Annotated in this window: 11 protein-coding genes and 1 pseudogene; 3 read left to right on the forward strand and 9 right to left on the reverse strand. The window is 44.7% G+C overall.

Features of this window, described 5'->3' with window-relative positions:
- Positions 1–445 precede the first annotated feature (445 nt).
- A complete protein-coding gene (locus tag QT990_RS21905; RefSeq protein ID WP_333465749.1) occupies positions 446–9,541 on the forward strand; it encodes a CHAT domain-containing protein in 9,096 nt (3,031 codons plus the stop codon).
- Positions 9,542–9,628: 87 nt separating this feature from the next.
- On the opposite strand, the gene QT990_RS21910 is transcribed toward QT990_RS21905, so the two are convergent.
- From QT990_RS21910 to QT990_RS21930, 5 genes are all read right to left on the reverse strand, one after another.
- Complete coding sequence (locus tag QT990_RS21910) at positions 9,629–14,956, reverse strand: SpoIIE family protein phosphatase (RefSeq protein ID WP_333308859.1); 5,328 nt, start codon at positions 14,954–14,956, stop codon at positions 9,629–9,631.
- 330 nt (positions 14,957–15,286) lie between these two features.
- The gene (locus QT990_RS21915; protein ID WP_333143866.1) at positions 15,287–15,700 is read right to left on the reverse strand and encodes a hypothetical protein; all 414 of its coding nucleotides are present in this window, start codon (positions 15,698–15,700) and stop codon (positions 15,287–15,289) included.
- Between the two features lie 511 nt (positions 15,701–16,211).
- Entirely contained in the window at positions 16,212–18,362 is a 2,151-nt protein-coding gene (gene ligA, locus QT990_RS21920; RefSeq protein WP_333310777.1) for an NAD-dependent DNA ligase LigA, read from the reverse strand.
- A gap of 176 nt (positions 18,363–18,538) precedes the next feature.
- A complete protein-coding gene (locus QT990_RS21925; protein ID WP_333143868.1) occupies positions 18,539–19,603 on the reverse strand; it encodes a vWA domain-containing protein in 1,065 nt (354 codons plus the stop codon).
- Positions 19,604–19,740: 137 nt separating this feature from the next.
- Positions 19,741–20,721: an Npun_R2479 family HD domain-containing metalloprotein gene (locus QT990_RS21930; RefSeq protein ID WP_333143869.1), complete on the reverse strand. Its 981-nt coding sequence runs from the start codon at positions 20,719–20,721 to the stop codon at positions 19,741–19,743.
- Between the two features lie 286 nt (positions 20,722–21,007).
- On the opposite strand from QT990_RS21930, the gene QT990_RS21935 reads away from it, so the two are divergent.
- Positions 21,008–22,747: an alpha/beta hydrolase gene (locus tag QT990_RS21935; RefSeq protein WP_333143870.1), complete on the forward strand. Its 1,740-nt coding sequence runs from the start codon at positions 21,008–21,010 to the stop codon at positions 22,745–22,747.
- 153 nt (positions 22,748–22,900) lie between these two features.
- On the opposite strand, the gene QT990_RS21940 is transcribed toward QT990_RS21935, so the two are convergent.
- From QT990_RS21940 to QT990_RS21955, 4 genes are read right to left on the reverse strand one after another with little or no spacing between them, the layout of a single operon-like run.
- Positions 22,901–23,281 carry a zinc ribbon domain-containing protein gene (locus QT990_RS21940; RefSeq protein WP_333300751.1) on the reverse strand — a complete coding sequence of 127 codons (381 nt, stop codon included), beginning with the start codon at positions 23,279–23,281 and terminating at the stop codon, positions 22,901–22,903.
- A gap of 26 nt (positions 23,282–23,307) precedes the next feature.
- Positions 23,308–23,631, reverse strand: a complete 324-nt coding sequence (locus QT990_RS21945; protein ID WP_333148396.1) for a transposase — start codon at positions 23,629–23,631, stop codon at positions 23,308–23,310.
- Complete coding sequence (locus tag QT990_RS21950) at positions 23,570–24,073, reverse strand: hypothetical protein (protein WP_333148394.1); 504 nt, start codon at positions 24,071–24,073, stop codon at positions 23,570–23,572. The genes QT990_RS21945 and QT990_RS21950 overlap by 62 nt, the downstream gene beginning before the upstream one ends.
- Positions 24,074–24,075: 2 nt before the next feature.
- The gene (locus tag QT990_RS21955) at positions 24,076–24,729 is read right to left on the reverse strand and encodes an IS607 family transposase (protein WP_333148391.1); all 654 of its coding nucleotides are present in this window, start codon (positions 24,727–24,729) and stop codon (positions 24,076–24,078) included.
- 256 nt (positions 24,730–24,985) lie between these two features.
- On the opposite strand from QT990_RS21955, the pseudogene QT990_RS21960 reads away from it, so the two are divergent.
- Positions 24,986–25,335: pseudogene (locus QT990_RS21960) on the forward strand (photosystem II q(b) protein); the annotation flags it as partial.

Here is a 25,335-nt window from a genome sequence, read left to right on the forward strand (position 1 = left end):
CTGCTCGCCGTATGCAGAAAGAAGTGGCGGCGACCGCGAGTAGGGAGGTGAGCGAGTTTTTTGCCACTCTAAGCAAGCTGTATAACAGGCGATCGGTACTTACGTAGTTTTGACTAAAATTCAGAGTTTTTTAAACCCCTAACCCTCGCATTCCGCGCCATATTTTCACCAACAGTCCCGGACGCTTTAATCGGTTTTTTTAAGGTATTTGGGTCAGGGAAGCAGTGAAAGTAAAAAAAAGAAACCAAGTTTCATTTCCCGCGCCTGATTCCTAGTAAAAAAACTGTTTTTACGTAAATCGTAATAATTAAAAACATACATTTCCTTGTCCCTCCTAATTATTCGGTCACTAAAAATAGGCGGCTCCTATTGACATGAGGAATTTTTAGGAGTAAATATAGGATAGATAAATACGATCGCACTTTAAGCACCATCTTTAAACACAATGACAGCCAACAAACTACATTTGCTCGGATGGTTATTCATTGTTAGCTGGCTGAGTGCAGCGGCGGGTTCGGCAAACGCGCAACCTATCGCCCCCGCACCAGACGGCACTAACACAGTTGTTACTCCCAGCGGCAACCGCTACGATATTTCCGGGGGGGCTTTCAGCGGAGATAAGGCTAATCTTTTTCACAGTTTTACTCAGTTTGGCCTCAGCGAAGGTCAAACGGCTAACTTTCTGACAAATCCGAATATTCAAAATATTTTGGGAAGGATTACTGGGGGTAATCCTTCTTTAATAAATGGCTTAATTCAAGTTACGGGCGGCAATTCCAATTTATTCTTAATGAATCCTGCCGGCATGATTTTCGGGCCGAATGCCAGTCTGAACGTGCCTGGATCTTTTAATGCTACTACGGCGACAGGGATTGGTTTTGGGAACAATCAGTGGTTTAGTGCGATCGGCAATAACAATTGGGCAACTTTAATTGGGACACCGAATAGTTTTGCGTTTACAAATTTGCAAGGGGGAAGCATTGTTAATGCCGGCAATTTGACGGTGGCATCAGGTCAAAGTTTAAGTTTGATTGGCGGTACGGTTGTCAATACGGGTCAGGTAACTGCGCCTAGCGGCAATATTCTCATCAGCGCCGTACCGGGTAACAATTTGGTGCGAATTAGTCAAGCTGGAAATTTATTGAGCTTGGATATTCAGCCGACTGCAAATCAAAGTTCGCTGCCCAACAATTGGACGCAGCCAGTGTTATCTTTGCCGGAGTTACTGACTGGAAAAGGTGTGGCACAGGCGACGGGTTTGACGGTAAATCCCAATGGGGAAGTTGTGTTGACGGGGAATGTTGCAGTGCCTGTAACTCCGGGAACGGCGATCGCATCCGGCAGTCTCAATGTCTCTGGCAACACTGGTGGTACTGTAAATATTTTAGGCGACAAAGTAGGAGTTATTGCGGGCAAGATCGATGCTTCTGGGATTAACGGCGGCGGTAATGTACTGATTGGCGGAGATTATCAGGGTTTGGGGACAGTGCCCAATGCTTCACGGACTTTTGTCAGCAGCGACTCGACGATTAATGCTGACGCGGTGAGTAATGGGAATGGCGGGCGAGTTATAGTTTGGGCTGATGAAACTACTCGCTTTAATGGCAATATTACGGCCAGAGGTGGCTTGTTTTCTGGGAATGGCGGCTTTGTGGAAGTTTCGGGAAAGCAATCGCTGGATTTTCAAGGATTAGTTGATTTGCGATCGACCTTTGGCATAGCTGGAACCTTATTGTTAGACCCTACTGATATCACTATTAGCGCAGGTGCGGATGTACCTGGCAGCTTAGTGCCAGTATTTACGGCTTCCGATCCTACTTCTACGATTACTAATGGGACGGTGCAAGCACAGCTAGGTCGGGGAAATCTTACTATTTCTACTGGACCGAATTCGGCGAATCAAGGCAATATTACAGTCAGCGCTCCGATATCTTGGGCTAATAGTAATTCCCTAACTCTGAATGCTAATAATGATATTAATGTTGAGTCCGGGGCAAATATCACAACTCAGGGAGGCAATGTCACTCTGAATGCTGATAGTGATAATTCAAACGGTGGTAGTCTCACGATTTCCGATTCGCAAATAAATACAAACGGGGGCAATTTTCGGGGAATTGGTCGAGGGAATGGTTCCAATGGAAATGGAATTTTACTTGGGGGGGTAATTAATGCCGGGGGTGGGGACATTAACCTGGAGGGGATCGGAGGAAACACGACGGGAAAAAACCCCGGTATTGCTATCGGCGGCATAGTAGAAACTACTGGAAGCGGGAATATTATTTTCAATGGAACTGGCGGGAATGGTATAAATAACAATATAGGGATATTTGTCGCTCGCTCCAGCCAAGTCTTATCGGTAACAGGCAGTATTACCATGACTGGAACTGGCGGGAACGGTATAGATAAAAATATAGGGATACTTGTCCAGGCGGGCACAGTTGCATCGCTCAATGGCAATATCAACTTGACTGGCACAAGTAACGGAACAGGAAGTGGGAACAGTGGGATAGCGCTTTCTACCTCTTCTAACGTGAAGTCGGCGATCGGAAATATCACTCTGACTGGCACAGGTGCGGGGACAGGAACCGACAACTACGGCGTTTCTCTGGACGGTGGTGCTGCACTAGAAGCGACGGCAGGAAATGTTGATTTAACTGGTACGGGGGGGAATTCGGATGCAATTTATATTAACAATAGTGCAATTAACCTGACTGCAAATAGCGGTAAGAATGTCACTTTGACGGGTGATGAAATTACACTGTTCGGGGCGGAAGTCAATGGTACAGGTACTATTGTGTTGCAGCCTCTGACGCCGAGTTTAAATATCAGTGTTGGCGACAGTGCCACTAACATTAATACTTTGGATCTCAGCAATGCTGAACTCAATGATCCTATCTTAAATGGGTTTTTGCAAATGGCGATCGGACGGGCGGATGGGACGGGGACGATTACGATTGTCCCCGCTGGTGTTACGTTCAAATACCCGATTATACTTAAATCTCCAACGGGTACGGGTTTGATCGCAGTTAACGGGCAAATTACAGCCAATGGTGGTATTACATTTAACGGAGCTACTTCTCTAAATGCAGACGTTACTGCAAGCGATAAAAACATCACTTTTAATGATTCTGTTACCCTCATAAAGAATGTCTTGGTTGACACGGGTACAGCAGGTGCAGGCGACCTTATTTTCCAAAAAACCGTCAACGGCACAAATCCTAACACTCAAGATTTGACTGTAACAGCAGGTACTGGCAATATTACATTTGGTGGAGATGTCGGCAGCATTAGTCCTCTAGGCAAGCTCACAATTAATAGCGCTGGCAACGTACAAACAAAGGCAATTACAGCCGCCAGTATTACTCAACAAGTTGCTGCTACGGGTGCAGTTACTATCTCAGGTGATTTGACCGCCACTGATGGTGACATAAGTTTTAAAAATCCTGTTACTCTCAATAATAATGTTTCTCTCACCGCTAATAAACCTGGTACAACAGGTCTGGAAATCGGCAGGATTACTTTAAATAATGGATTTGTAGCGGGTAGCAACAGCCTCACCATTACCTCAGATCAAATTGATATAACCGGCCCCTCGTCGGGTACGGGCGATCTGGTACTTCAACCCTTTAGACCAGACTTAAAGATCGCACTTGGGGACACATCCGATCAACCTGACTCCTTGGATATGACTGGGCTATTCAATGGCCTGGCCGATGGCTTTAAATCGATCGCAATTGGACGAACAGACGGCACCGGCGCAATTACCATCGAGTCGCCTCTGACATTCCGAGATCCCGTGACAATTCGCTCTCCACAGGGGGCTGGATCGATCGCAATTTTGCCTGGTGGGAGTCTCACTGGAGTTGATAACGCTTCGATTGCACTGACAGCGAATCAAAACATCACCGCCGGCAATATAACTACGTTGGATTCGGGAGATATCACCCTCACTAGCAACATCGGTACGATCGCACTCAATGGGCCGATTACCACAAGCGATCAAAACATCACTTTCAACGGGCCTGTTACGCTTCAAAATAATGTTTTGGTTGACACAGGTGCAGTCGGTGCCGGCAATATTCTTTTCAGCAGCACCCTCAACGGTACAACTCCTTATAATCAAAATCTCACTCTCACATCAGGCACTGGCAATATTACCTTTAAGGGAGATGTCGGCAATCCTGCTATCGGCAATCTCCAGATAAATAGTGCTAGCGACGTACAAACAGCGGCAATTACAGCTAATAGTATTACTCAGAGTGCAGGTAAGGGTACTACTGCATTCAAGGGCCCTGTGACAACCAATGCTGCGGGCGGCCTTAACTTGACAGGGACAAATTTTGCGATCGAGAACCCAGTCACAACGCTAAATAATGGAACTTTTCAAGTTAATAATAGTGGCGACTTGAATATTGCTACTGGGGCCAATATACTGCTGGATGGAGAATTGACTCAAAGCGGTACAGGCCAGGTTAATCTAGGCTCCAACATTACCACTACTAACGATAATATTAGTTTCCAAAGTCCCGTTACTCTGACAAATAATGTTTCTTTGGACACAGGTTTAGGTGCGGGCGATATTATTTTTAACAATACAGTTGAGGGCACAACTGCTAACAGTCAAAACCTTACTTTAACAGCGGGTACGGGTAATATTACATTCACAACAGGTGCGATCATCGGCAACAGCACAACTCCATTGGGTGCGATAACTGCCCAGAGTAGTGGCACGACTAGCTTCGCGAGCACTGTCAATGCCCAAAGTGTAACAACTGACGCAGGTGGTACAACCGAACTTAAGAGCGATGTCACTACAACTGGCAGTCAAACTTATGGAGATGCAGTTACAATTGCCAACAATCCCATTCTCGTAGCCAGCGAAATTACTTTCAATAATACTGTAGACGGCAGCAGCGATTTGACGGCGAATGCGGTTAGCGGTAATCTTACATTCAATGGTGCAGTTGGGAATCCAACAAATGTGCTGGGCAATTTAAAAGCTAACTCTACAGGCACAACTGCATTTAATCAAACAGTCAATGCCGCGAGTTTGACTACAGATGCTAACGGCACAACTCAAGTGAAGGGAAATGTCACTACAACCGGCAGTCAAACTTATGGAAATGCAGTGACAATTGCCAACAATCCCATTCTCTCCGGCAGCGACATTACTTTTAACAATACTGTAGATGGCACCAGCGATTTAACTGTGAATGGCGGTACTGGTAATGTTACATTCAATGGTGCAGTTGGTGTTGTAACTCCGATCGGCAATTTAACAGCTAACTCTACAGGAATAACCGCGTTTAATCAAACAGTCAATGCCGCGAGTTTGACTACAGATGCTGAGGGCACAACTCAACTCAATGGCAATGTGACTACAATCGGAAGTCAAACTTATGGAGATGCAGTTACAATTGCCAATACAATTGCCAATAAGGCGATTCTCTCCGGCAGCGAAGTTACTTTCAACGATACTGTTAACGGCAGCAGTGATTTGACGGCGAATGCCGTTACGGGTAATGTTACATTCAATGGTGCAGTTGGGAATCCAACAAATGCGATCGGCAATTTAAAAGCTAACTCTGCAGGCACAACCGCATTTAATCAAACAGTCAATGCCGCGAGTTTGACTACAGATGCTGAGGGCACAACTCAACTCAATGGCAATGTGACTACAATCGGAAGTCAAACTTATGGAGATGCAGTTACAATTGCCAATAATCCGATTCTCTCTGGCAGCGAAGTTACTTTCAAGAATACAGTTGACGTAGCTGGCAATCTGGGTATTGCGGCTGATAATGTTAATCTCAAAGGAACTCTAACAACCACCAATGACGGCACGCTCACAATTACCAATAAGGTAAATCTCAATATTGATAAAGACCTGAACTTAAAGGGTGCATTTATTCAAAATGGCGGGGGGAATGTTGCGGTTAGCGGAAATATCACCACAACTAATGATAACATTACTTTTAGTAGCCCAGTGACATTAAAAGCTCCTGTAATTTTTACGCTGGGAGATGCAACTATTGCTTTTGGTTCTACTATATCGGCAGGTAGTAACCCGCTGAATTTAACAGCCGGTGAAATTGATTTTTTTGGGAACGTTTCTGGTACGGGCGCGTTAACGCTACAACCCGCAACAGCCGGACAAAATATTGTTGTTGGCGGAACTGATAACAATACTAGCGCTTTAGATTTGACTGCATCGGAAATTAGTTTAATTCAAAATGGATTTAGCTCGATCGCGCTCGGGCGATCGGATAGCAGTGCCAATATTAGTATTCCCTATAATCTCACATTTTTAGATCCAGTAAATATTCAAACGGCAACCGGTACGATCGCACTTGATGGAACTATTACCGGGCTTGACAACAGCAGTGTTGCTCTCCAAGGTTCAACAATTAATTTGAACTATGGCATCAATACAACTAACAATATAGATTTGACGGGCAAAGTTCAACTGGGAAACCAGGTTAATCTCAAAAGCAGCGTTGGTAGTATTAATATAGAAGGGGCGATCGACGGCAATCATCTGTTGGGCTTAGATGCCGCGAATGGCAATGTGCTGCTGCAAGGAAATATCGGAGAAACAACGCCATTATCTGTTTTGAACGTTACTGCATCGAAGGCGGAATTTATCGGAAATGTTAAAAGCACTTCTGGTTTTAACATTACGGCTTTAAATACTAAATTAGGCGGTAATATTACGACTAATAACGGCAACATTAATATTAGCAATGCTGTGGTTTTGACAAAGGATGCGGTATTTAGTACGGCCGGGGGAAATATTGCTTTGGGTGCGATCGACAGTGACAGCATTAATGCCCGCAACTTAACTCTAGCCTCCGGTAGCGGCAGCATCACTTTCAACGGTTCAGTGGGTGCCAGCAGCAAATTAGGAAATCTTGCGATCGACAATGCTGGCAATGTGACAGGAAACTCGACAATTAACGCGCAACAATTGACAGCAGCAAACACGGAAAAAGTCAATTTATCGGGAGATGTCACCGTCGGCAAAATCGATATTACTGCCAAGGGCGATATAAGTGTTAAAAATATTACTGCTAATGGCGGAGAAATTCTCTTTACAAGCGGTAACAATTTCACCGCAGGCAATTTGAATACATCGGGAGACAGTGGCGGAAACATAACTGTTAAAGCGATAACTTCCATTACCACCGGACAAATTAACTCTAGCGCTATAGTGGGAAATGCCGGCAATGTGTTCTTAGATCCGATCGGCGATATTCAAGTAGAGTTTATTAATGCCCAAGGCGGTACAGGCGGCATCGGTGGCGAGGTGACAGCAATAACAGGCAATTTTTTCCGCGCTACGGGTACTTTTTCAACCCCACTTTCCCCGACGGGATTGGCTAGCATTTCTACTGCTGGCGGCGCCGGTGGTGGCAAAATTACAATTGTGCACGCTGGGGGAGATGGAGGGACGCCGATTCAACCGTTTGTGGTGGGGGATGCTGCTAGCAACGGTACGGCGGGTGCAATTACAACGGGACAATCTAGCATTACATCGCAGTCGTTTCCGCGTTCTAGTAGTGTTGGTAATATTGTGTTTTCGACTGACGACGCGATCGACCCGCCGCCAACGCCAACTCCAACTCCGGTAGTAACTCCGACTCCCACTCCGAGTGTCACTCCAACTCCGGTAGTAACTCCGACTCCCACTCCGAGTGTCACTCCACCTTCGGTAGTAACTCCGACTCCCACTCCGAGTATCACTCCACCTTCGGTAGTAACTCCGACTCCCACTCCGGTGGTAACTCCACCTTCGGTAGTAACTCCGACTCCCACTCCGAGTATCACTCCACCTCCGGTAGTAACTCCCACTCCCACTCCGAGTGTCACTCCACCTTCGGTAGTAACTCCCACTCCCACTCCGAGTGTCACTCCACCTCCGGTAGTAACTCCCACTCCCACTCCGGTGGTAACTCCACCTCCGGTAGTAACTCCCACTCCCACTCCGAGTGTCACTCCACCTCCGGTAGTAACTCCCACTCCCACTCCGAGTGTCACTCCACCTCCGGTAGTAACTCCCACTCCGATCGATTCTACGGAAAGACAAGAGCCCGCACCGCAACCCTTAACCCCTGATTCAGAAGACTTTCAACGCCGCAAAATTCCACCGCTAGACAATCCCGGTGTAGCAGCCGATCGAGTTTTAACCATCGATCAAAGTATCACCAGTCAGTTGCCTCCGGACTTAGTACCACCCTCACCACCATCACCAGAACCGCCAACAGTCAACCCTACTTCTAATTTAGTTCTGGGATACGCCCCGTCTCCCGATCGACTTTTTGAAGGTAACGATATCCAGAAAACAATCTGGGGAATCGAAGAAATGAGGAATCAAGAATTTGGAGAATACTTGGGGGTAAAAGCCAACCTCCCAGAGGAAAAAACCTTGATTTCGACCTTCCAACAAACTTTACAAGATATCGCAGAGCAACCGGGCAAGCGGTCTGCTATTATCTACATGGTCTCGCGAGAAGATCGACTAGAACTAATTTTAGTTCCTCCCGTGGGGCAGCCGATTCACTACAGCGTCCCCGAAGCCAACAGAGCAGCTCTTTTCCCCACTGTCCAGGAGTTGCGCGCTGAAATCACCAATCCCGCAAAACGCGCTACTACGACTTATCTAGCCTCCGCCCAGCAACTATATAAATGGGCGATCGCACCCCTAGAAAAAGACTTAGAAAACTTAGGAATTCAGACTTTGTTACTGTCAGTCGATCCCGGATTGCGAAGCCTGCCCTTTGCCGCTTTGCACGACGGTAAAGGCTTCTTGATTGAAAAATACAGTTTTAGCCTAATTCCGAGTTTTAGTTCGACTAATACCGATTATAAAGCTGTTAGAGACGCCACAGTGCTAGCAATGGGAAGGTCAGAATTTGTTGACCAACAGCCCTTGCCCAGTGTGCCGATCGAATTGCAGGCGATTTCGGCTCAGTGGCAGAGCCCATCTTTCCTCAATTCTGCTTTCACTTTAGATAATCTCACGTCGGAACACACCAAGGGAGGATTTCGGATCGTTCACCTAGCAACTCACGCTGAATTCAAACCGGGAAAAGCGAGCAATTCCTACATTCAAATGTGGAATTCCAAATTGCAGCTCGATCGCATGGAGAGTTTGAATTGGCGGAATCCGCAGGTAGACTTGTTAGTATTAAGTGCTTGTAGAACTGCTATGGGCGATCGGGAAGCAGAGTTAGGTTTTGGAGGATTAGCAGTAAAATCCGGCGCGAAATCTGCTTTAGGAAGTTTGTGGTATGTTGACGATGGAGGCACTTTGGGGCTGATGAGCGAATTTTACCACCAGTTGCGAGGAACCACAACTAAGGCAGAAGCTTTGCAACTGACTCAACAAGCAATAATGTCCGGTAAAGTTCGGATGGAAAACGGACAGCTAGTAACAACAGGCGGCAAGTTAAATTTACCTGCTAATTTACAACAACCAAACCAAAACTTTTCTCATCCTTACTACTGGAGTAGTTTCACCATGATCGGAAGCCCTTGGTAATCTGCCATCTTGATTTCTTGAGTCCGCGAAGGCGGACTTTTGTTGTGTAGTAGCGGTTTCAACCGCCCAACTCGCGATAAAAAAGTTCTATTTCTGTTTCATCACCACCAAAGTAATATCATCAAAAACCTTCTGAGTGCCAATATACTGCCGCACATCATCAATTACAGCTTCCCGAATTTCTTGGGCACAGCGCTGACGATTTTCAACCACAACTTGCCACAACCTTTCTAATCCGTACTGCGCTTTATTAATATCGAAAGCTTCAGGAATTCCATCAGTATAAAGCACCACCACATCCCCAGGATTTAACTGCACTTCTGAAGAAGCAATAAACTCGCCAATCTCTTCTACTAAGCCAATGGGAAAGCCTAAATCCATCGTGTCTATGCGCTCCAATTTTCCATCAGCGCGCACCACAATCATTTCCTCATGTTGTCCGCTTAATTTCAGAACACCTCCGGCATAGTCTAAGATAGCTAGAGACATATTTCTAGAGGAGTCCATGCGCTGGAGATTATCATAAAGAGTCTGGTTGAGGACATCCAAAAACTTCACTGGATCTGTTTCCTTCATTTTCTGAAGCGTCCTGACAGCCGTTTGTGCCATAATCATCAACACGCCGCTTTCTAAACCATGTCCCGTGACATCGCCAATGCTAATCTTGACTTGACCATCCTGTTGCAATACATCGTAGTAATCACCGCCAACTTCGTCAGCAGGTTCCATAAAACCAGCTATTTCTAAGCCTTCAATTGCCTCTAATTCTGACGGTTTTGGCAACACCATTTGTTGCAGTTGTTTGACAATATCGAGTTCTGCACTCATGCGAACATTTTCCGCTTTTAATTTCTGATTGAGGGTGCTAATTTCTTGATTCGCTTCAGCTAGTTGAGCCGTGCGTTCTTGAACTTTATCTTCTAAGTTTTGATAGAGGCGAGCATTTTCGATCGAAATAGCTGCTTGGGAGGATAAGATTTTTAAGACTTCCAATCTATCTGGGGTAAACGCCCCGGTAGTCAGATTATTTTCCAGATACAGAATGCCGATCAGTTTACCTTGATTAATAATAGGAGCGCATAAGACTGACTTAGGCTGATTTTTTATAATATAGGGTTCGCTAGTAAAAATACCCTCTTTTGTAGCCTCTGATAGCACTACATCTTCCTGAGTTCTCGCTACATATTTTATCATGCCTACAGGAAGATTATCGCTGCTTTCAATCGGAATACTTTGCCAAACTTCTACTTGTTCTTTGTCAACTTCCCCTCTAGCTTCAATGGTTAACTTCTCCTTATTTGATAAGACAAGAAAGCCTTTTTGTGCTCCGCCATTTTTCATTAAAATTGTCATTAACTTTTCTAACAATTTGTTGCTCGCAATTTCACCAGCCAGAACTTGGGAAGCTTTGATAACTGTGGACAAGTCTATATTTGAACTTGCTCCACTTGTTGAAGATGCTGTGCCCATAGCAGTAGTCTGCACATCAATTTGTTTCTGGGCAGATACTTTGGGGATTAACTGCGGATATTTCTGCTCCAAATCCTCTACTTTACGCTTAGCACCCCAAAGTTGGTAGCCATAGTGAGCTTTTCTCATGTAAAGTTTGGCAATTTCCTCTTTGCCTTTCCCTAACCAGAATTTGGCGACTAATTCATTGCCTAAAGCTTCATTCTGAATATACTCATTTTCATGAGCTGAAGCAATGGCGCGATCGTATAAATCTATTGCTTCCATTCCTTGACCAGAAATACGCGCAATTTCTGCCTCCACCAACAGGTATTTGTGCAGAAAGTTTTCAGGACAGTTATCTGCCCATATTTTCATCTGTTCTTGCTGCGATTCTAACTGCTCCCAATAGTGTTTTTGTTCGGACTCGGAAGCATCAAGATACAGCGACACCAGGATTAGTGAAGTGTAAAAATTATGTTCAGAAATTTGGAACTGCCCTAACGAAAAAATCATAAATTCTTTGGCTTTCAATGCACAGTTTAGCGCTTCATTTAGCTGATCATACAGATATAAAACCTGAGATTTAAAAATATAAAAAGTGCAAATCAACGCCAAACTTTTATGTGCTTTACAGCTTTCTAAAAATTCTTCATCGCTAATTTCGTTGTTACAAAATACGAATTTATTAGGAGTTCTACTGCTTAAATTAAAGAGAGTTATTTGAAAACCCAGCATTCCATCAATTGCCCATTGGTTTTTGATTTTTTGGTTAAACTGTAAAAATTTTTCCACCTCTATCACCAGAGGTTCTAAATTTTTACCCTGATAAAATAGGTATCGCAATTTGTGTTCGATAGCGTAGCCAGAGTGCAGTAATTCTCCAGATTCTAAGCCAGCTTGATAGGACTCATTCAAAATAGCCTCAGCCAATTTAATATGCTTTACCCAGTTATTCAAATGACCGCCAAAAACTAAACAAGCACTGCATCTCTGACTGGAACTATTAAATTTTTTACTCACCTCTACAGCTAGCTTACCAAATTCATAGCCAGATTGATAGTCACCTAAAATAGAGCCAAGAATCATTCCGTAAGTTACAAATCCTTTTGACGATACGGCAATATTGCCGTATTGCAAAGAAATATTAGCCATTTTTAAAACAATAACTGCATACATTTCTTGGTTAAAAAAATAGGCAGGTGGATCAGTATTTGTTAACAATTTTAGTACCAGTCTTTTTTGGGGGTCTGTGATTTCTGGTTCATCGATCAGGTCAGCAATTTTTCTCGACCCCAAATTCTTCTTTGCACGGGCAACTTCCAGGTCTAGCGCCTCCTTAAAATTAGCGTCAGGCAAGTCTACACCTAACAAGAAAAGAGCCTTTTTACCTGTTTGTATTGACTCTTCATATTTAGCACTCATGGTGTACTGCACGAGCAACAGGTTGTAAATTTCTGCCTTCTCTATGTCGGATTTTACATTTTTCAAAATTAGGTCAATTAATGCTTCTGAATCCTCAAAACATCCATTTAAGTATTCAACCTCTGCCCGTTCTTTGTGCAAGGCTAAAGTTAATTCATAATACTCCGTCCAAAAATCTCCGATTAAACACTTTAATCCCGCTCTTAAATATTGCAGTGCCGCTCCATAAGCCGTTGCATCTTTGGCTTTTTTGCCCGCTTCTAAATTCAAGCGTGCTAATTCAATTTTTGCTGAATCATCTGCAATTAAATCTCTGCCAAAATTCAGATGATCGACTATTTCAAAGATTCTGATTTCCCGTTTATTTTTCGGGAGATTCTGCAACAACAATAGCCCAATTTTGAGATGGAAGCTACGTTTAGATTCGCCATAAATCATGGCATAAGCAGCCTGTTGTACTCGGTCATGCAGGAATTTATAATCTTGAATTAAGAGGTCAGCATCTAACTCTGATGTGGGTAAAATTAAGCCTGACTGAATTGCCAGTGCTAGGTCAGTAGAGGTTTCTCTAGGTGATTTTTCGCTAATGAGAGAAAGGGTATGCAAGTTGAAATTAGCGCCCACACAAGCCGCTAAACGTAACATCTGCTGTGTAGATTCTGGCAGTTTATTTACTTTATCAATCATTAACTCTACTACATTGTCTGTAATCCCCTTTGCTTGAATTTGGTGTACATCCCATTGCCAAGAAAGAGAAGATAAATCAAACTGGATTAAATTTTTTGAGTACAGGGTTTTCAAGAATTCATTAACAAAGAACGGATTCCCTCCAGTTTTTTCAATCACCAATTCTGCCAAGGATTTTACTGATTCATAATTGCTAGATAATGTATCGCCAATAAGTTGACTAATATTTTCTATTCCTAAAGGTGCTAAGGTAATATAATTAATAATTGCTCCCTCCTTGAGCAACCCATCAAGAGTCATCATTAAGGGGTGTGTCGGGCTAACTTCATTATCACGATAAGCTCCAATTAAAAACAGATATTGCATTTCTGTATCTGTCATCATCAGTATAATTAATTTAAGCGTAGCAGCGTCAGCCCATTGCAAATCGTCCAAAAAGATGACTAAGGGATGCTCTTTGGTGCAAAATGCTCGGATGAAGTTTTGAAAAAGAATATTAAAGCGATTTTGTGATTCCGTTGCCCCTAATTCTGGTACTTCTGGCTGTTTACCGACAATCAGTTCTACTTCAGGAATTACATCAATAATTACTTGACCATTCATCCCAAAAGCGCTTTTCAATTTTTCTCGCCATTGTGCTAGTTGTTCTTCACTTTCTGTTAAAAGTTGTTGCACTAATCCTTTAAAGGCATTAACCACAGCCGAGTAAGGAACATTCTTTTGAAATTGGTCAAATTTGCCTGCTGTAAAATAGCCCCTTAGCTTTGTATTTGGTTTATGAATTTCTGCTACTAGGGATGATTTTCCAATGCCAGAATAACCCGCTACTAACATCATTTCTACCCCCCCTTGTCCCCCCTTATTAAGGGGGGTGAAAGGATTGTCTGCGACTCGCTCAAATGCTGTGAGTAAGGCTTCTACTTCGGCTTCGCGTCCATAGAGTTTTTGCGGAATGTGGAACTGCCCAGAAATATCTTGAGATCCCAAGGGAAATTCTGAGATATTTCCTTGGGTTTGTAACTGATGCAAACATTCTGCTAAATCATTTTTGAGTCCGAAACCACTTTGGTATCGCTCCTCAGCGGTTTTTGCCATCAGTTTCATTACAATATCTGACAGGGCATGGGGAATTTCTGGATTAACTTGATGAGGAGAAATTGGCACTTTAGCAATATGACAATGCACTAACTCCAGGGCATCATTTGTTTCAAAAGGAAGTTGTCGTGTCAGCAACTCATAAAAAGTAGCACCGAGAGAGTAAAAGTCGGTGCGGTAATCTAGAGAACGATTCATTCTTCCTGTTTGTTCAGGTGAAATATAAGCTAAAGTACCTTCTAAGACGTTAGGATTTTTTACGGTAGGATTTTCGCGGGTGAATTTAGTAGAAATACCAAAATCTATAATTTTGAGTTGCCCGGTTTCGGGGTTGAAAATAATATTGGCAGGGTTAATATCTTTATGGACAATATTTTCAGCATGAATACTGCCTAAAATCTCAGCCGTTTTAATAGCAATGTTAAGAAATTCCAGTAGGGGCAATGCCTGCGTGCCTGCTTCCCTACGCTCATTCATCAACAGTTTTAAAGATGACGCGCCAAAATCCTCAAGGATAATGACTAAAGTCCGCTGATAGGGTTTTAATTCATAAGCTTTAATTACTCCATCTAGATTCAGATTTCGGGTAATTTCATATTCTTGTTTATAGCGAACCAGTTCCGAATGTGTAGGATAGTCTTCTTTGAGGAATTTGAGGATAACGGGTTGGTTATCGTGTTGTCGCAAAGCCCGATAAACCGTGGAGTTGATACTGTCGTAAATTTGAGTGAGAATCTGGTAGCCGTTAATCTCGATCATTTTCAGGTTTCAATGATAGAAGAAAATGTTATTAAAGATAGTCAGCAATCATTATGGGCGAGCGCACTGATCTATTATAGTAGCTGAGGATGCTTTGATACCCATCCTAAAGATGAAATCTTCACATTAATATACTGTTGCACATCATCTATCACAGATTACCTCATCGCAAAAGCAGGCAACTTTCATTACCTGCTTTTGCGATGAGAAAAACAAGATTTTTCTGATCTTTATTGCTGGAGTATTTTCACGGTGAGAGTTTTTTTGTAAGTCCCATATTTTAAGTAGCAAATCTGTTCGTTAAACAATCATCTCTAACCCCCAGATGCTCTATCTAGGGTTGATTTGTCTCGGATTTGGTGCGGCAGTTCCGTAATTTACTCGACAGCCGATATTGAACAAACTCGAACTGCACTCAAGAGGGACAATCTGCTGATCGAGGAGGGCGCTGCAACTGACATACTCGTCGTTATTAGTATCTCTTACCATACATTCGATCGGCTGAGCACCCGATCGCGCCGCCCAACTCTTCATACCTACGACTGCAATGTTATGCTGCCAGTAGAATGCAAATAGCGACACTGCAAACAGTACAGCAACGGCTAATCCTGCTTTCAACTTCCAACTATTTAGGACGTTTCCCAAACTATTTTTCACGTTTTCCACCCCAGAAATTGAGCTTTCGGTAGTTATTTCTGGAGTTGTCAAGTTTGTTTGTGTTTGTTCTGCTGGAATTTCCGACATAATGTATCTCCTGTGATTGCTGGGACTTGGCTAATCTGGCAGTTGCGATCGCTATTGCAAACTTTATCAAATTTTAGCAAAACTAGCCTGTACCGACAACCGATTCGGGCAGCACCGCCGAGGAAGTATGTACATTCACCAAGGGGGGTCGCGATTTCTATGCCTTTTGAGGTATTGCCCAAGTCGCGTTAGCAGAGCCCTCGAAGAGGATCGGCTATTTTGCACCTAGGGCAATAGAATTGTTGGCGATGTTCTTGGAAAACGGCTGATACCAATTTAATGTGAAGTTGTAAATATCTCGATCCCCCTAAATGCCCCTTATTAAGGGGAGTAGGGGTTGACTTTGAGAAGAATCTTGTCCCCCCCTTATTAAGGGGGGTTAGGGGGGATCGGATTCTACGGGGCCTCATAAAAAATTGGTATGAAGTGAATCAGCTTTTTTTTGAACCGCAGAGGGCGCAGAGGGCGCAGAGAAAGAGCAAAGAGAGAGATATTGACTGTCACCAATCATTTATGGTTTCGAGAGCAGTTCTAATAACTCTGATTCCGAAAGTAGTTCGATTCCCAAAGATTGAGCCTTTTCCAACTTAGATCCCGCATCTTCTCCCACAACCACATAATCAGTTTTAGCACTCACAGAACTTGTGACTTTACCTCCTGCTTTTTGAATCAAATCTTTAGCTTCATCTCGTTTCAAAGTGGGCAAAGTTCCGGTAAGCACAAAGCTTTTGCCTGCAAGTTGTAAATTTGTGCTGGCTAAATTGGGATTTTTTACTTCTGACTGCAATTGCAAGCCCGCAGTTTTCAACCGTGCAATTAAACTTTGATTAGCCGGCACTCGAAACCACTGATAAACAGCTTGAGCAATTTCCGGCCCGATGCCGTAAACGCCCTCAATCGATGCCGCCGATACCCCTGCTAACTCTTCTACATTTGCAAACCTTTCTGTCAGCAATTGAGCATTCACGCTGCCGACGTGGCGGATGCCCAAGCCGTAAAGTACGCGCGAATAAGGTTGATTTTTCGATTGGGCGATCGCACTTACCAACTTTTCTGCTAACTTCTTACCCATGCGTTCCAAACTCATCAATCTTTCCGCTGTCAAATCGTACAAATCCGCCGCAGAATGCACCAGATTGCTATCAACCATTTGCTGCACCAACTTTTCGCCAACACCGTTAATATCCAGAGCATCCCGGCTGCAAAAATGAATCAGCGAACCCCTCAAAATTGCCGGACAAGATGTATTGATGCAGCGAGTAACGGCCTCCCCCTTTTCCCGAACCACAGGCTGTTCGCATTCGGGACAGCAACTAGGCATTTGAAAAAGTTGAGCATTTTGGGGGCGAAGTTCCGGCAAAACTCGCACAACTTCTGGTATAATTTCCCCAGCTTTTCTGACAATTACAGTATCGCCAATATGGAGATTTAGGTCGGAAAGTCGATCGCTATTATGGAGAGAAGCCCGCGAAACCGTCGTCCCCGCCAACTGCACCGGTTTCAGTTCCGCTACAGGAGTTAGAGCCCCGGTTCTGCCTACTTGCACGGTGACAGCTTCTACTATTGTAGGGACTTCGGCCGCGGGATACTTCAGGGCGATCGCCCAACGCGGAAACCTCTGAGTAAAACCCAATTGTTTTTGCAGCAAAACCGAATTAATCTTAACAACAACCCCATCCGTCATGTAAGGCAAATTCCGCCGCTCAGTATCCCAATATTCGTAATACTCCCGAACCTCATCCAAAGAATAGCAAATTTTGCGATTGGGATTCACCTTAAACCCCATTCGTCGCAACAATTCCAACGATTCCCACTGCGTGTTACCCTCGTTACCTTGATCTAAATGCAGAGTATAAGCAAAGAAATCTAATTTGCGCTTATCCACAATTTTAGAATCCAACTGCCGCAGCGTACCCGCCGCAGCATTGCGAGGATTAGCAAACAATTGTTCCCCTGCTTTTTCCCGTTCCCGATTAATTTCCTCAAACACAGCTAAAGACAAAAAAGCCTCTCCCCGCACTTCCACAACAGGCGGCGGATTATCTAAATTGATCTTCAGAGGAATCGAGCGAATAGTTTTAACATTTTGAGTAATTTCCTCTCCGGCGATGCCGTCTCCCCGCGTCGCACCGCGAACTAAAACTCCATTTTCATAGGTTAACGCTAAAGCAGAACCGTCAATTTTTAACTCGCAAACATAGGAAACCCCCCCCAACCCCCCCTTGCTAAGGGGGGGAGTAATTTCCCTATTTTCCTTATTGCTAATGGAAGATGTTATTCCCTCTTGTCCCCCCCCTTGATAAGGGGGGGTTAGGGGGGGTGCATTTCCTTCTTGACCGGGGGTTAGGGAAGGTGCTACCCTTTGCCAGCGTTCCTGCCATTTAGCAAATTCCTCAAAATTAAAAGCATTTTCCAAACTGTAGAGAGGAATATTGTGTTTGACGCTAAAAAATTGAGTAGCAGGCTGTTCTCCCACGCGCTGAGTCGGACTTTCCGCAATAATTAATTCAGGATAATCTGATTCTAATTCTTGCAACTGGCGATAAAGTCGATCGTACACCTCATCTGGCATAATCGGCGCATCGAGAACATAATAAGCATAGCTAGCTTCCTGTAGCTGCTGCCTCAACTGTTGAATTTGCTGCTGGATTTCGGGTTGCATATTAATTTGAAAATGTATATTTTTTAACCGCAGATGTATAGGATAAACACAGATCGTATAGTCATCGACGCACCAAATATTTGTCGGGTGCTTATGGCGGATATTACCTTACTTATAGCGGATTTTACCACGCTCTGGGTCACTCTGCGGTTGTAGTTTGGAGATTTAAGATGCGATTAACGATCCCAATCTTCAACTTCATAAAGGAAACGACTTCCACCCATCAGCTTGCGATTAGCCGAGGTACTTTGCACAAAAACCGCATACTTTTCTAGATTGCTCGGTTTGATGCGGACAGTCTCGCCCATTGGCAAACCCAACATTTCTCGCGCCGCTTCTCCTTCAAACAAATCCCCTGTAGAACGTTCCATCAGTACAATTTCTTTCTTACCTTGGATAGTTTCTGTTTTAGTAAACTCATAAAATCCGCGCCCCGTTTTAAAAGCCAAACCATTCTCTAAAACAAAAGCTTTAATTGAAATCTCGCTGTCTACTTCAAGAATCTGAAATCTCCCCGGTTTTACGGCTCGCACTTCTGCTGATTCGTAAACAGCCACGTCTTCCCGCTTTAGCATGGTATCAAACATCTTGTTTAATCCGCGACTCATGCGACCTTGACTGACAACTTCTTGTTCGTAAGCTTGTAGTTGTTCGTTAGATGACTGTTGGTAACAAACTGCTAAAAATAAATCTGTAATGTAAGAAAATTGGTCAAGATTGAGGTGAAAACCGCCAGATTTTTCGGCTAGTTCTTTGTAGAATAAACTGGCGTGTGGACAGTTGAGAGCTTGGATGCCGTAAACGGTAATTCCCATCTGTGCTAACTTATCTAATTCATGACGCCAGTTAAGTTTTTGAGGAGTTTGAGCGGGTGCGTGCGGGATGTCGTCGCCAATTAGTACCAAGGTTTTGGAATTAGTTGGAGTCCAAGAAAGTGACTGAGCTTCGTGCAAGACTAATTCATAACATTCTGGAGCATCGCCGCCGCCAGTTGGCTCTACATTTTGAACAAAATTGCAAATTGTGCCGACATCGCCTGACAAATCGAGGTGTTTAGTTACGTATGTGCTGTCAGCATCGCAATAGTCTCCGTGGGCAATAATGCCAATCCGAATGCCAGGAATTTCATCGAGCAATCTCGTTACCGTCTCTTTGATTTTCCGACGAACTTGTGTCAAACAAGGGTACATACTGCCAGTTGTATCAAAGCTAAAAACGACTTCAATATTTTTGGTTTCCATGACCGCACTCTTCCTAATAAACAACTAATTTTTAGCTCTACTATAGCTGACAGAAAAGGAAGCCCCACTAAAACATTCATCTTTTTTTAATTATGAATCGTCTTTATAGCTGCCTAATTCAGCGCGTAAATTATCTATCACAAATTTAAGTCGGGAAAATCCCCAAATGGCTTGTTTTCTCCGGGCAACACGGAAGGTTGAATATAATCACCATCTTTTTCGCCGTTTAATTTGCGATTGGCGGGGAATTTGGTGAATTCTTGAGCGTTATGCTTGAAAGCGAGCGGTTCAGCGTGTTCTACCTGAAATACGTTGGCGTAGAGGTTGGCAATAATTTGTTTGCCTCCCTGGGTCAATTCCAAGTAGTTCAAAGCTGCAGGAATGTAGGGAAAAACTCCATTCCAATAAAACTTGGCGTAATTTTGCCGCAAATCTCCCGGAGACTTGTAGCCCAAGATTTTATTAGTGCCGACTTCCTCAAATTCGTAGAACAGGGCACTTATTTTTCGCAGGTAATTTGGATCGCTCAACTGACCGATCAAATCAGCGGCCCTAGCGAGTCCAGAATAATTATTTCGGTCTTGATGAGTTTCGCTAGCCGGAACTGGGAAGCGCGTCAATTCAATATTGCGCTTGATTTGTTCGGCATCAATTAATGTGTGGCCCCCGAAGCGTTCGTCAATTACGAGTTTTCCTCGATCGACATGATAAGGAGTTAAACTGGCAGAAGTTGCGCCGATCGGCACAGAAACCATGCCCCCGTCAATACCCGTAGCATATAGTCCCACAGCTTCTTGGTCTTGGCGGCAAACACCTTTGACGTAGCCGATATCGTGACACAGCAGCGAGATCAGGTAGTGCAGCCAATCTTCCGGCGACACTCCCCCTTCGCGAATATGTTTGCCGCGGAGAATCTCTTGTCCCACCAAAGCCACGAGCATTGTGTGTTCCACATTGTGGTAAAGAGCATCGCAGTTAGCGATATTTTCCAGAGCCATAGTCCCTGCCCAGGCGATAATTTCAGGGTAGTCAGGCTTGTACTTGCCGTAGGTGCGACGGTAGCCGGCCTGCAACTCTTGCACAAAAGCGTCAATCAGGATAGCAGTTGCATTGAACATCATAAATTCTCCCACTCAGGCTGTAGTTACAAACTCGATCGAAAATATCTTGCATAGCTGAAAAAATAATCAATGGGCATTCCAGTAGGTTTGACCCCTGGGTGTTGAATTTTAAATTTCAGCTAGTCTTGTCAGGTCAGAAAATTGCTTTTTTGGCTATGCTTCCCAAGATAACCTAATTTCCGAAGCATCCCAAGCAACAGATCGATTTTTTGGCATTAAATGTTGGCGAAACAATTTACATCATTTCACCGACTAATTATTAGAAGTCCTAGGTGTGAAAGTTATGAACAGTCTGTTTTCGAGCCTCTCCACTGCTGCCCTTCGCACTCGGCGGTCGATCGCCCCAAAATACCTAGGATTGTGTGCATTCACGGCTGTTTGCACCGCCGCACCGGCAATGGGTGCCGAGCGAATTTACGTAACTTACGGGCCACTAGAAGAATCAGTTCCCATCGAATCCCTGGCACTGTTCGCCAAAGAAGGCAAAATAGACTCAAACTTGGACGGCTTCGCTCAGTACGCCAAAGAATCTCAGCTAGCTGAGATTCGCAGCGCCCTGCAAGCGAAAGCTGAAATCAGCCCCGTGACGATCGCCCAATTTCTCTACACGCCTCAAGGAGAAGTGCTGCTGAAACGGTTGGGCCGAGTAATTCAAACCAAAGCTCGGCAGCCTGGATTTTATGCCATCCGAGCCGCCCTGATTTTAGCAGCCTCAGATCCCGAAGGCCTGACAATTCTCAACGTGCTGCGGAAATTCCCCACCTATGGCATCAGGATTGACATCGCCCGTGGCTTAGGTATCGCCAACGAGCTCACATCGCTGATCAACCGTTCCAATCAGACGATCGCTGGAGTCGCTCAATTGTCCGAAGCACAAGCAGCCTCTGAACCCGCCATACCGCCCGCCGCCATGCTGCAGCCCCAGCTACCGGGCCCCTATACTTGGAAAAAATCATCGGTAACTTTGACGAGTCCAAATCGCGTTAGCGAAGCCCTCGAAGAGGAGCGCACGTTTGATATGGACATTTACCTGCCGCAGCGGAGCCCGCAACCGGCCCCAGTAGTAGTAATTTCCCACGGTTTAGGTTCCGATCGCCTTTCCTTTCAATATTTAGCCAAACACCTAGCCTCCTACGGCTTTGCCGTCGCCGTCCCCGAACACCCCGGCAGCAACGCCCAACAAATCCAAGACTTAGTAACAGGCAGAGCCAATCAAGTAGCAGAACCAGCAGAATTTGTCAACCGCCCCCTCGACATCAAAGACCTGCTCGATTATTTAACCAAACTTTCTACAACCGATCCGACCTACCAAGGGCAGCTCGACTTGCAGCGAGTCGGCGTCATCGGCCAGTCTTTCGGTGGCTATACGGCTTTAGCATTAGCCGGGGCAGGGATTAATTTTGCACAGCTAGACAAAGATTGCGGACTCGAAAACGATACTTGGAACCTCTCCCTACTGTTGCAGTGCCGCGCCCGCGGCCTAGAGCGCAACCAGTACAATTTCGACGACCCGCGCATCAAAGCTGTGATCGCCGTCAACCCGATCGTCAGCAGCATTCTCGGAGAAACAAACCTCAGCAAAATCCAAATCCCAGTCATGCTAATCGCAGGCAGCGCCGATACCGTCGCCCCCGCTTTGCTCGAACAAATTCAACCGTTCACTTGGCTGACATCGCCCAACAAATATCTCGTACTGATGAACAATGGGACTCACTTCTCAACGATCGAGGAATCCCCTCAAAGCCTCTTTCTGCCACCACCACAGGCGATCGGGCCCGAACCAGCTTTAGCCCGCCGCTACCTCAGCGGACTCAGCCTAGCTTTCATGGAATGCTATTTGAACAACAAATCCAATTTCCGCCCGTATCTGGAGCCATCCTACGCTTTAAGCATCTCCAGAGACACCCTCGGACTGAGAATTTTGCGATCACTAACCCCGCAGCAACTCCAGCAGTTCAGGATTTCTCCACCTCCTCGCATCCCGGCCTCTCCACCTGCGATCGCTCCTGTTTCTGCTTTGTAAAACTTACCTAAACTTTTCTAAACCCATTTTTAGACACAATTCGGAGTTTACTTCCTACGCTGTTGGGTAGACGGCTAATCCCAAGATAAGTAGGCTACCCCCCTGGCTGCCGAGGGTTCCCAATTCAAAATGTTGAGGCTGGCGTTAAAATCCCTATCTTAAAGATATGCCACAAGCAGGACAATCAAAAGTCCGAATGCTTAGTGGCATATCTTTTTTAGTGCCACAATTAGAGCAAGTTTTAGTGCTGGGGAATAATTGGTCTACCAGCACTAAATTTGCCCCATACATTTTGCACGCCATATCAAGTTGGCGTTTGAATTCGTAAAATCCTAGATCCGATATTGCCTCAGCCAGCTTGTGATTCGCCATCATGCCCTTAACGTTCAAACTTTCAATCTTGATTAGCTTGAAAGTTGGGACGGTGGGAGTTGTTAGCTTAGGATCGCGAATTAAATAACTTACAATTTTAATTGTTATTGTGGGATGGGCGTCCCGCCCGTCTTTTTTGGACGGGCGGGACGCCCATCCCACTTTCAAGAGTGGAAGTTATTTAATTCTCATTCCTTATGAAGTAAATCTAAACGAATACGAGCTATCCGTGCGTGAAGTCGGCTAATTTTATTGTAGGTTTTGCGCTGATTTTGGGAGCCTCTTACCTGTTTTGAGGCTGGGCGTTGCAAGGTAGCAAGCTTGGTTTTCGCTTGTTTTAACGGCTTCGGCGCATCAAAGACCTGTTGGTTTGACAGGGTGGCAAAAGAATTAATGCCTACATCGATTCCTACAGACCTTTCAGATTGTTGAACTGGCAAACGTTCGGCATCAACGCAAAAGGAAAGAAACCAACGACTTCCTTCTTTTGAAATCGTAATAGTTTGAGACACGTAACCGAATTAAGCGGGCTTCGTAGAGCCGAAAATTTCCCAAGGTAGGAATTTTGATAGTGCTGCCAGCGTTTAGTAAAACTTTGCCGTTAGACGAATCAACCGTAAAAGATTGACCGTCCCGGCGACTAGCAAATTTCGGATGACCTGCCTTCCCAGAGCGATACCTACTAAAATCATCTTTCAAGTTAATCAAAGCATTTTGATAAACTCGACTATACAACTGATTCATCCAACCAAATTCAGGCTGTTTCTTGACGTGGTTGGTAAGAACTTTTTTAACTTCGTTAAGTACCTTTGAGTCTGTGAATTGCCCCTCGCCGTACATTTGAGTTCGCAAGCTCAACCCCATGTTAAACACTACACGTCGGAATCCTGCGTGTTTTGGCATCAAAGTCGCTTCTAGGTTATTTAGTTTTAGCGATCGCTTGATCCCAAACATAGTTAAACTTCTTTGGAGTTGCTGGCCTGATCAAGTATAGCGGAATCCGCACAAGGATCTATACCTTCTATAATATTTTTAACTTTTGCTTTGTATTTCCGCAGTCCGTAAAGGCGGGAAGAAAAACAATGGATTATTGAAAGCAAGTCTTGAGTCAATTCTTCATACGGTGAAAGGCTTTCCGCGTTGGCGACAATAACCGTCCCACCATTCCACTGTAAGATTTGCTCGACGAGTTCAAAACCAAATCGGCACAGCCGATCTTTGTGGGCGACATACAGCACCCTGACTTCGCCCAGTATCGCCCATTGTACGATTTGCAAAAACTTAGGACGCTTGAAGTTGAGTCCACCCCCAACTTCCTGAATGGAATCCGTGATAGCAACGCCTTGCGCCAAGCAGAATTGTTCCATAGCCTGTACTTGACGAAGCAAGTCTTGTTTTTGCCCAGTGGAGGAAACTCGACAATATACGATAACTCTACTGGGTGGCGTTTTACCAGTCTTCAGGTTGCGGGCTGTATTAAGGTGACTTTCTGAATAAAGGCGCTGGTTTCCCAATGTCCTGTCAGGGATTAACTTGCCTTCACTTTCCCAGCGCCGTAACGTAGAGCCTGAGACTCCCACTAATTTTCCAAATTCTGCCACTTTCCACATAAAACTTCCTCTCGCCGATGAATTACGGATAAGTTTAGCAAACTATTGGGTACTTAAGTTTTGCTATTTCTCTGTTTCGCGCGGGGGCGATGGCGTCGGGCCCCGCAAGTTACGGCCATCTTTCTCCTTTCATCAGCTTTCCTAATCACAGTCATCAGTTTAACTGTCGCTAAACCCCTTTACAAACCTTAACGATAGGCGTAATAATATAAACATCATCCGAACATTGACAACCAAATACAGCAATCATAAAACCATGACAACAACCTTACAGCAGCGCGAAAGCGCCAACGTCTGGGAACGCTTCTGCGAGTGGGTCACAAGCACCGACAACCGCATTTATGTAGGTTGGTTCGGAGTCTTGATGATTCCTACCCTCCTGAGCGCCACCATTTGCTACATCATCGCCTTCATCGCTGCCCCTCCAGTGGACATCGACGGCATCCGCGAACCAGTAGCAGGTTCCTTGATGTACGGTAACAACATCATCACAGGTGCAGTTGTTCCTTCATCTAACGCCATTGGCTTACACTTCTACCCAATCTGGGAAGCAGCTTCCCTCGATGAGTGGTTGTACAACGGCGGCCCTTACCAATTGGTAATTTT

This window comes from Microcoleus sp. T3_B1, from assembly GCF_036700445.1.
Classification (GTDB): Bacteria; Cyanobacteriota; Cyanobacteriia; order Cyanobacteriales; family Microcoleaceae; genus Microcoleus.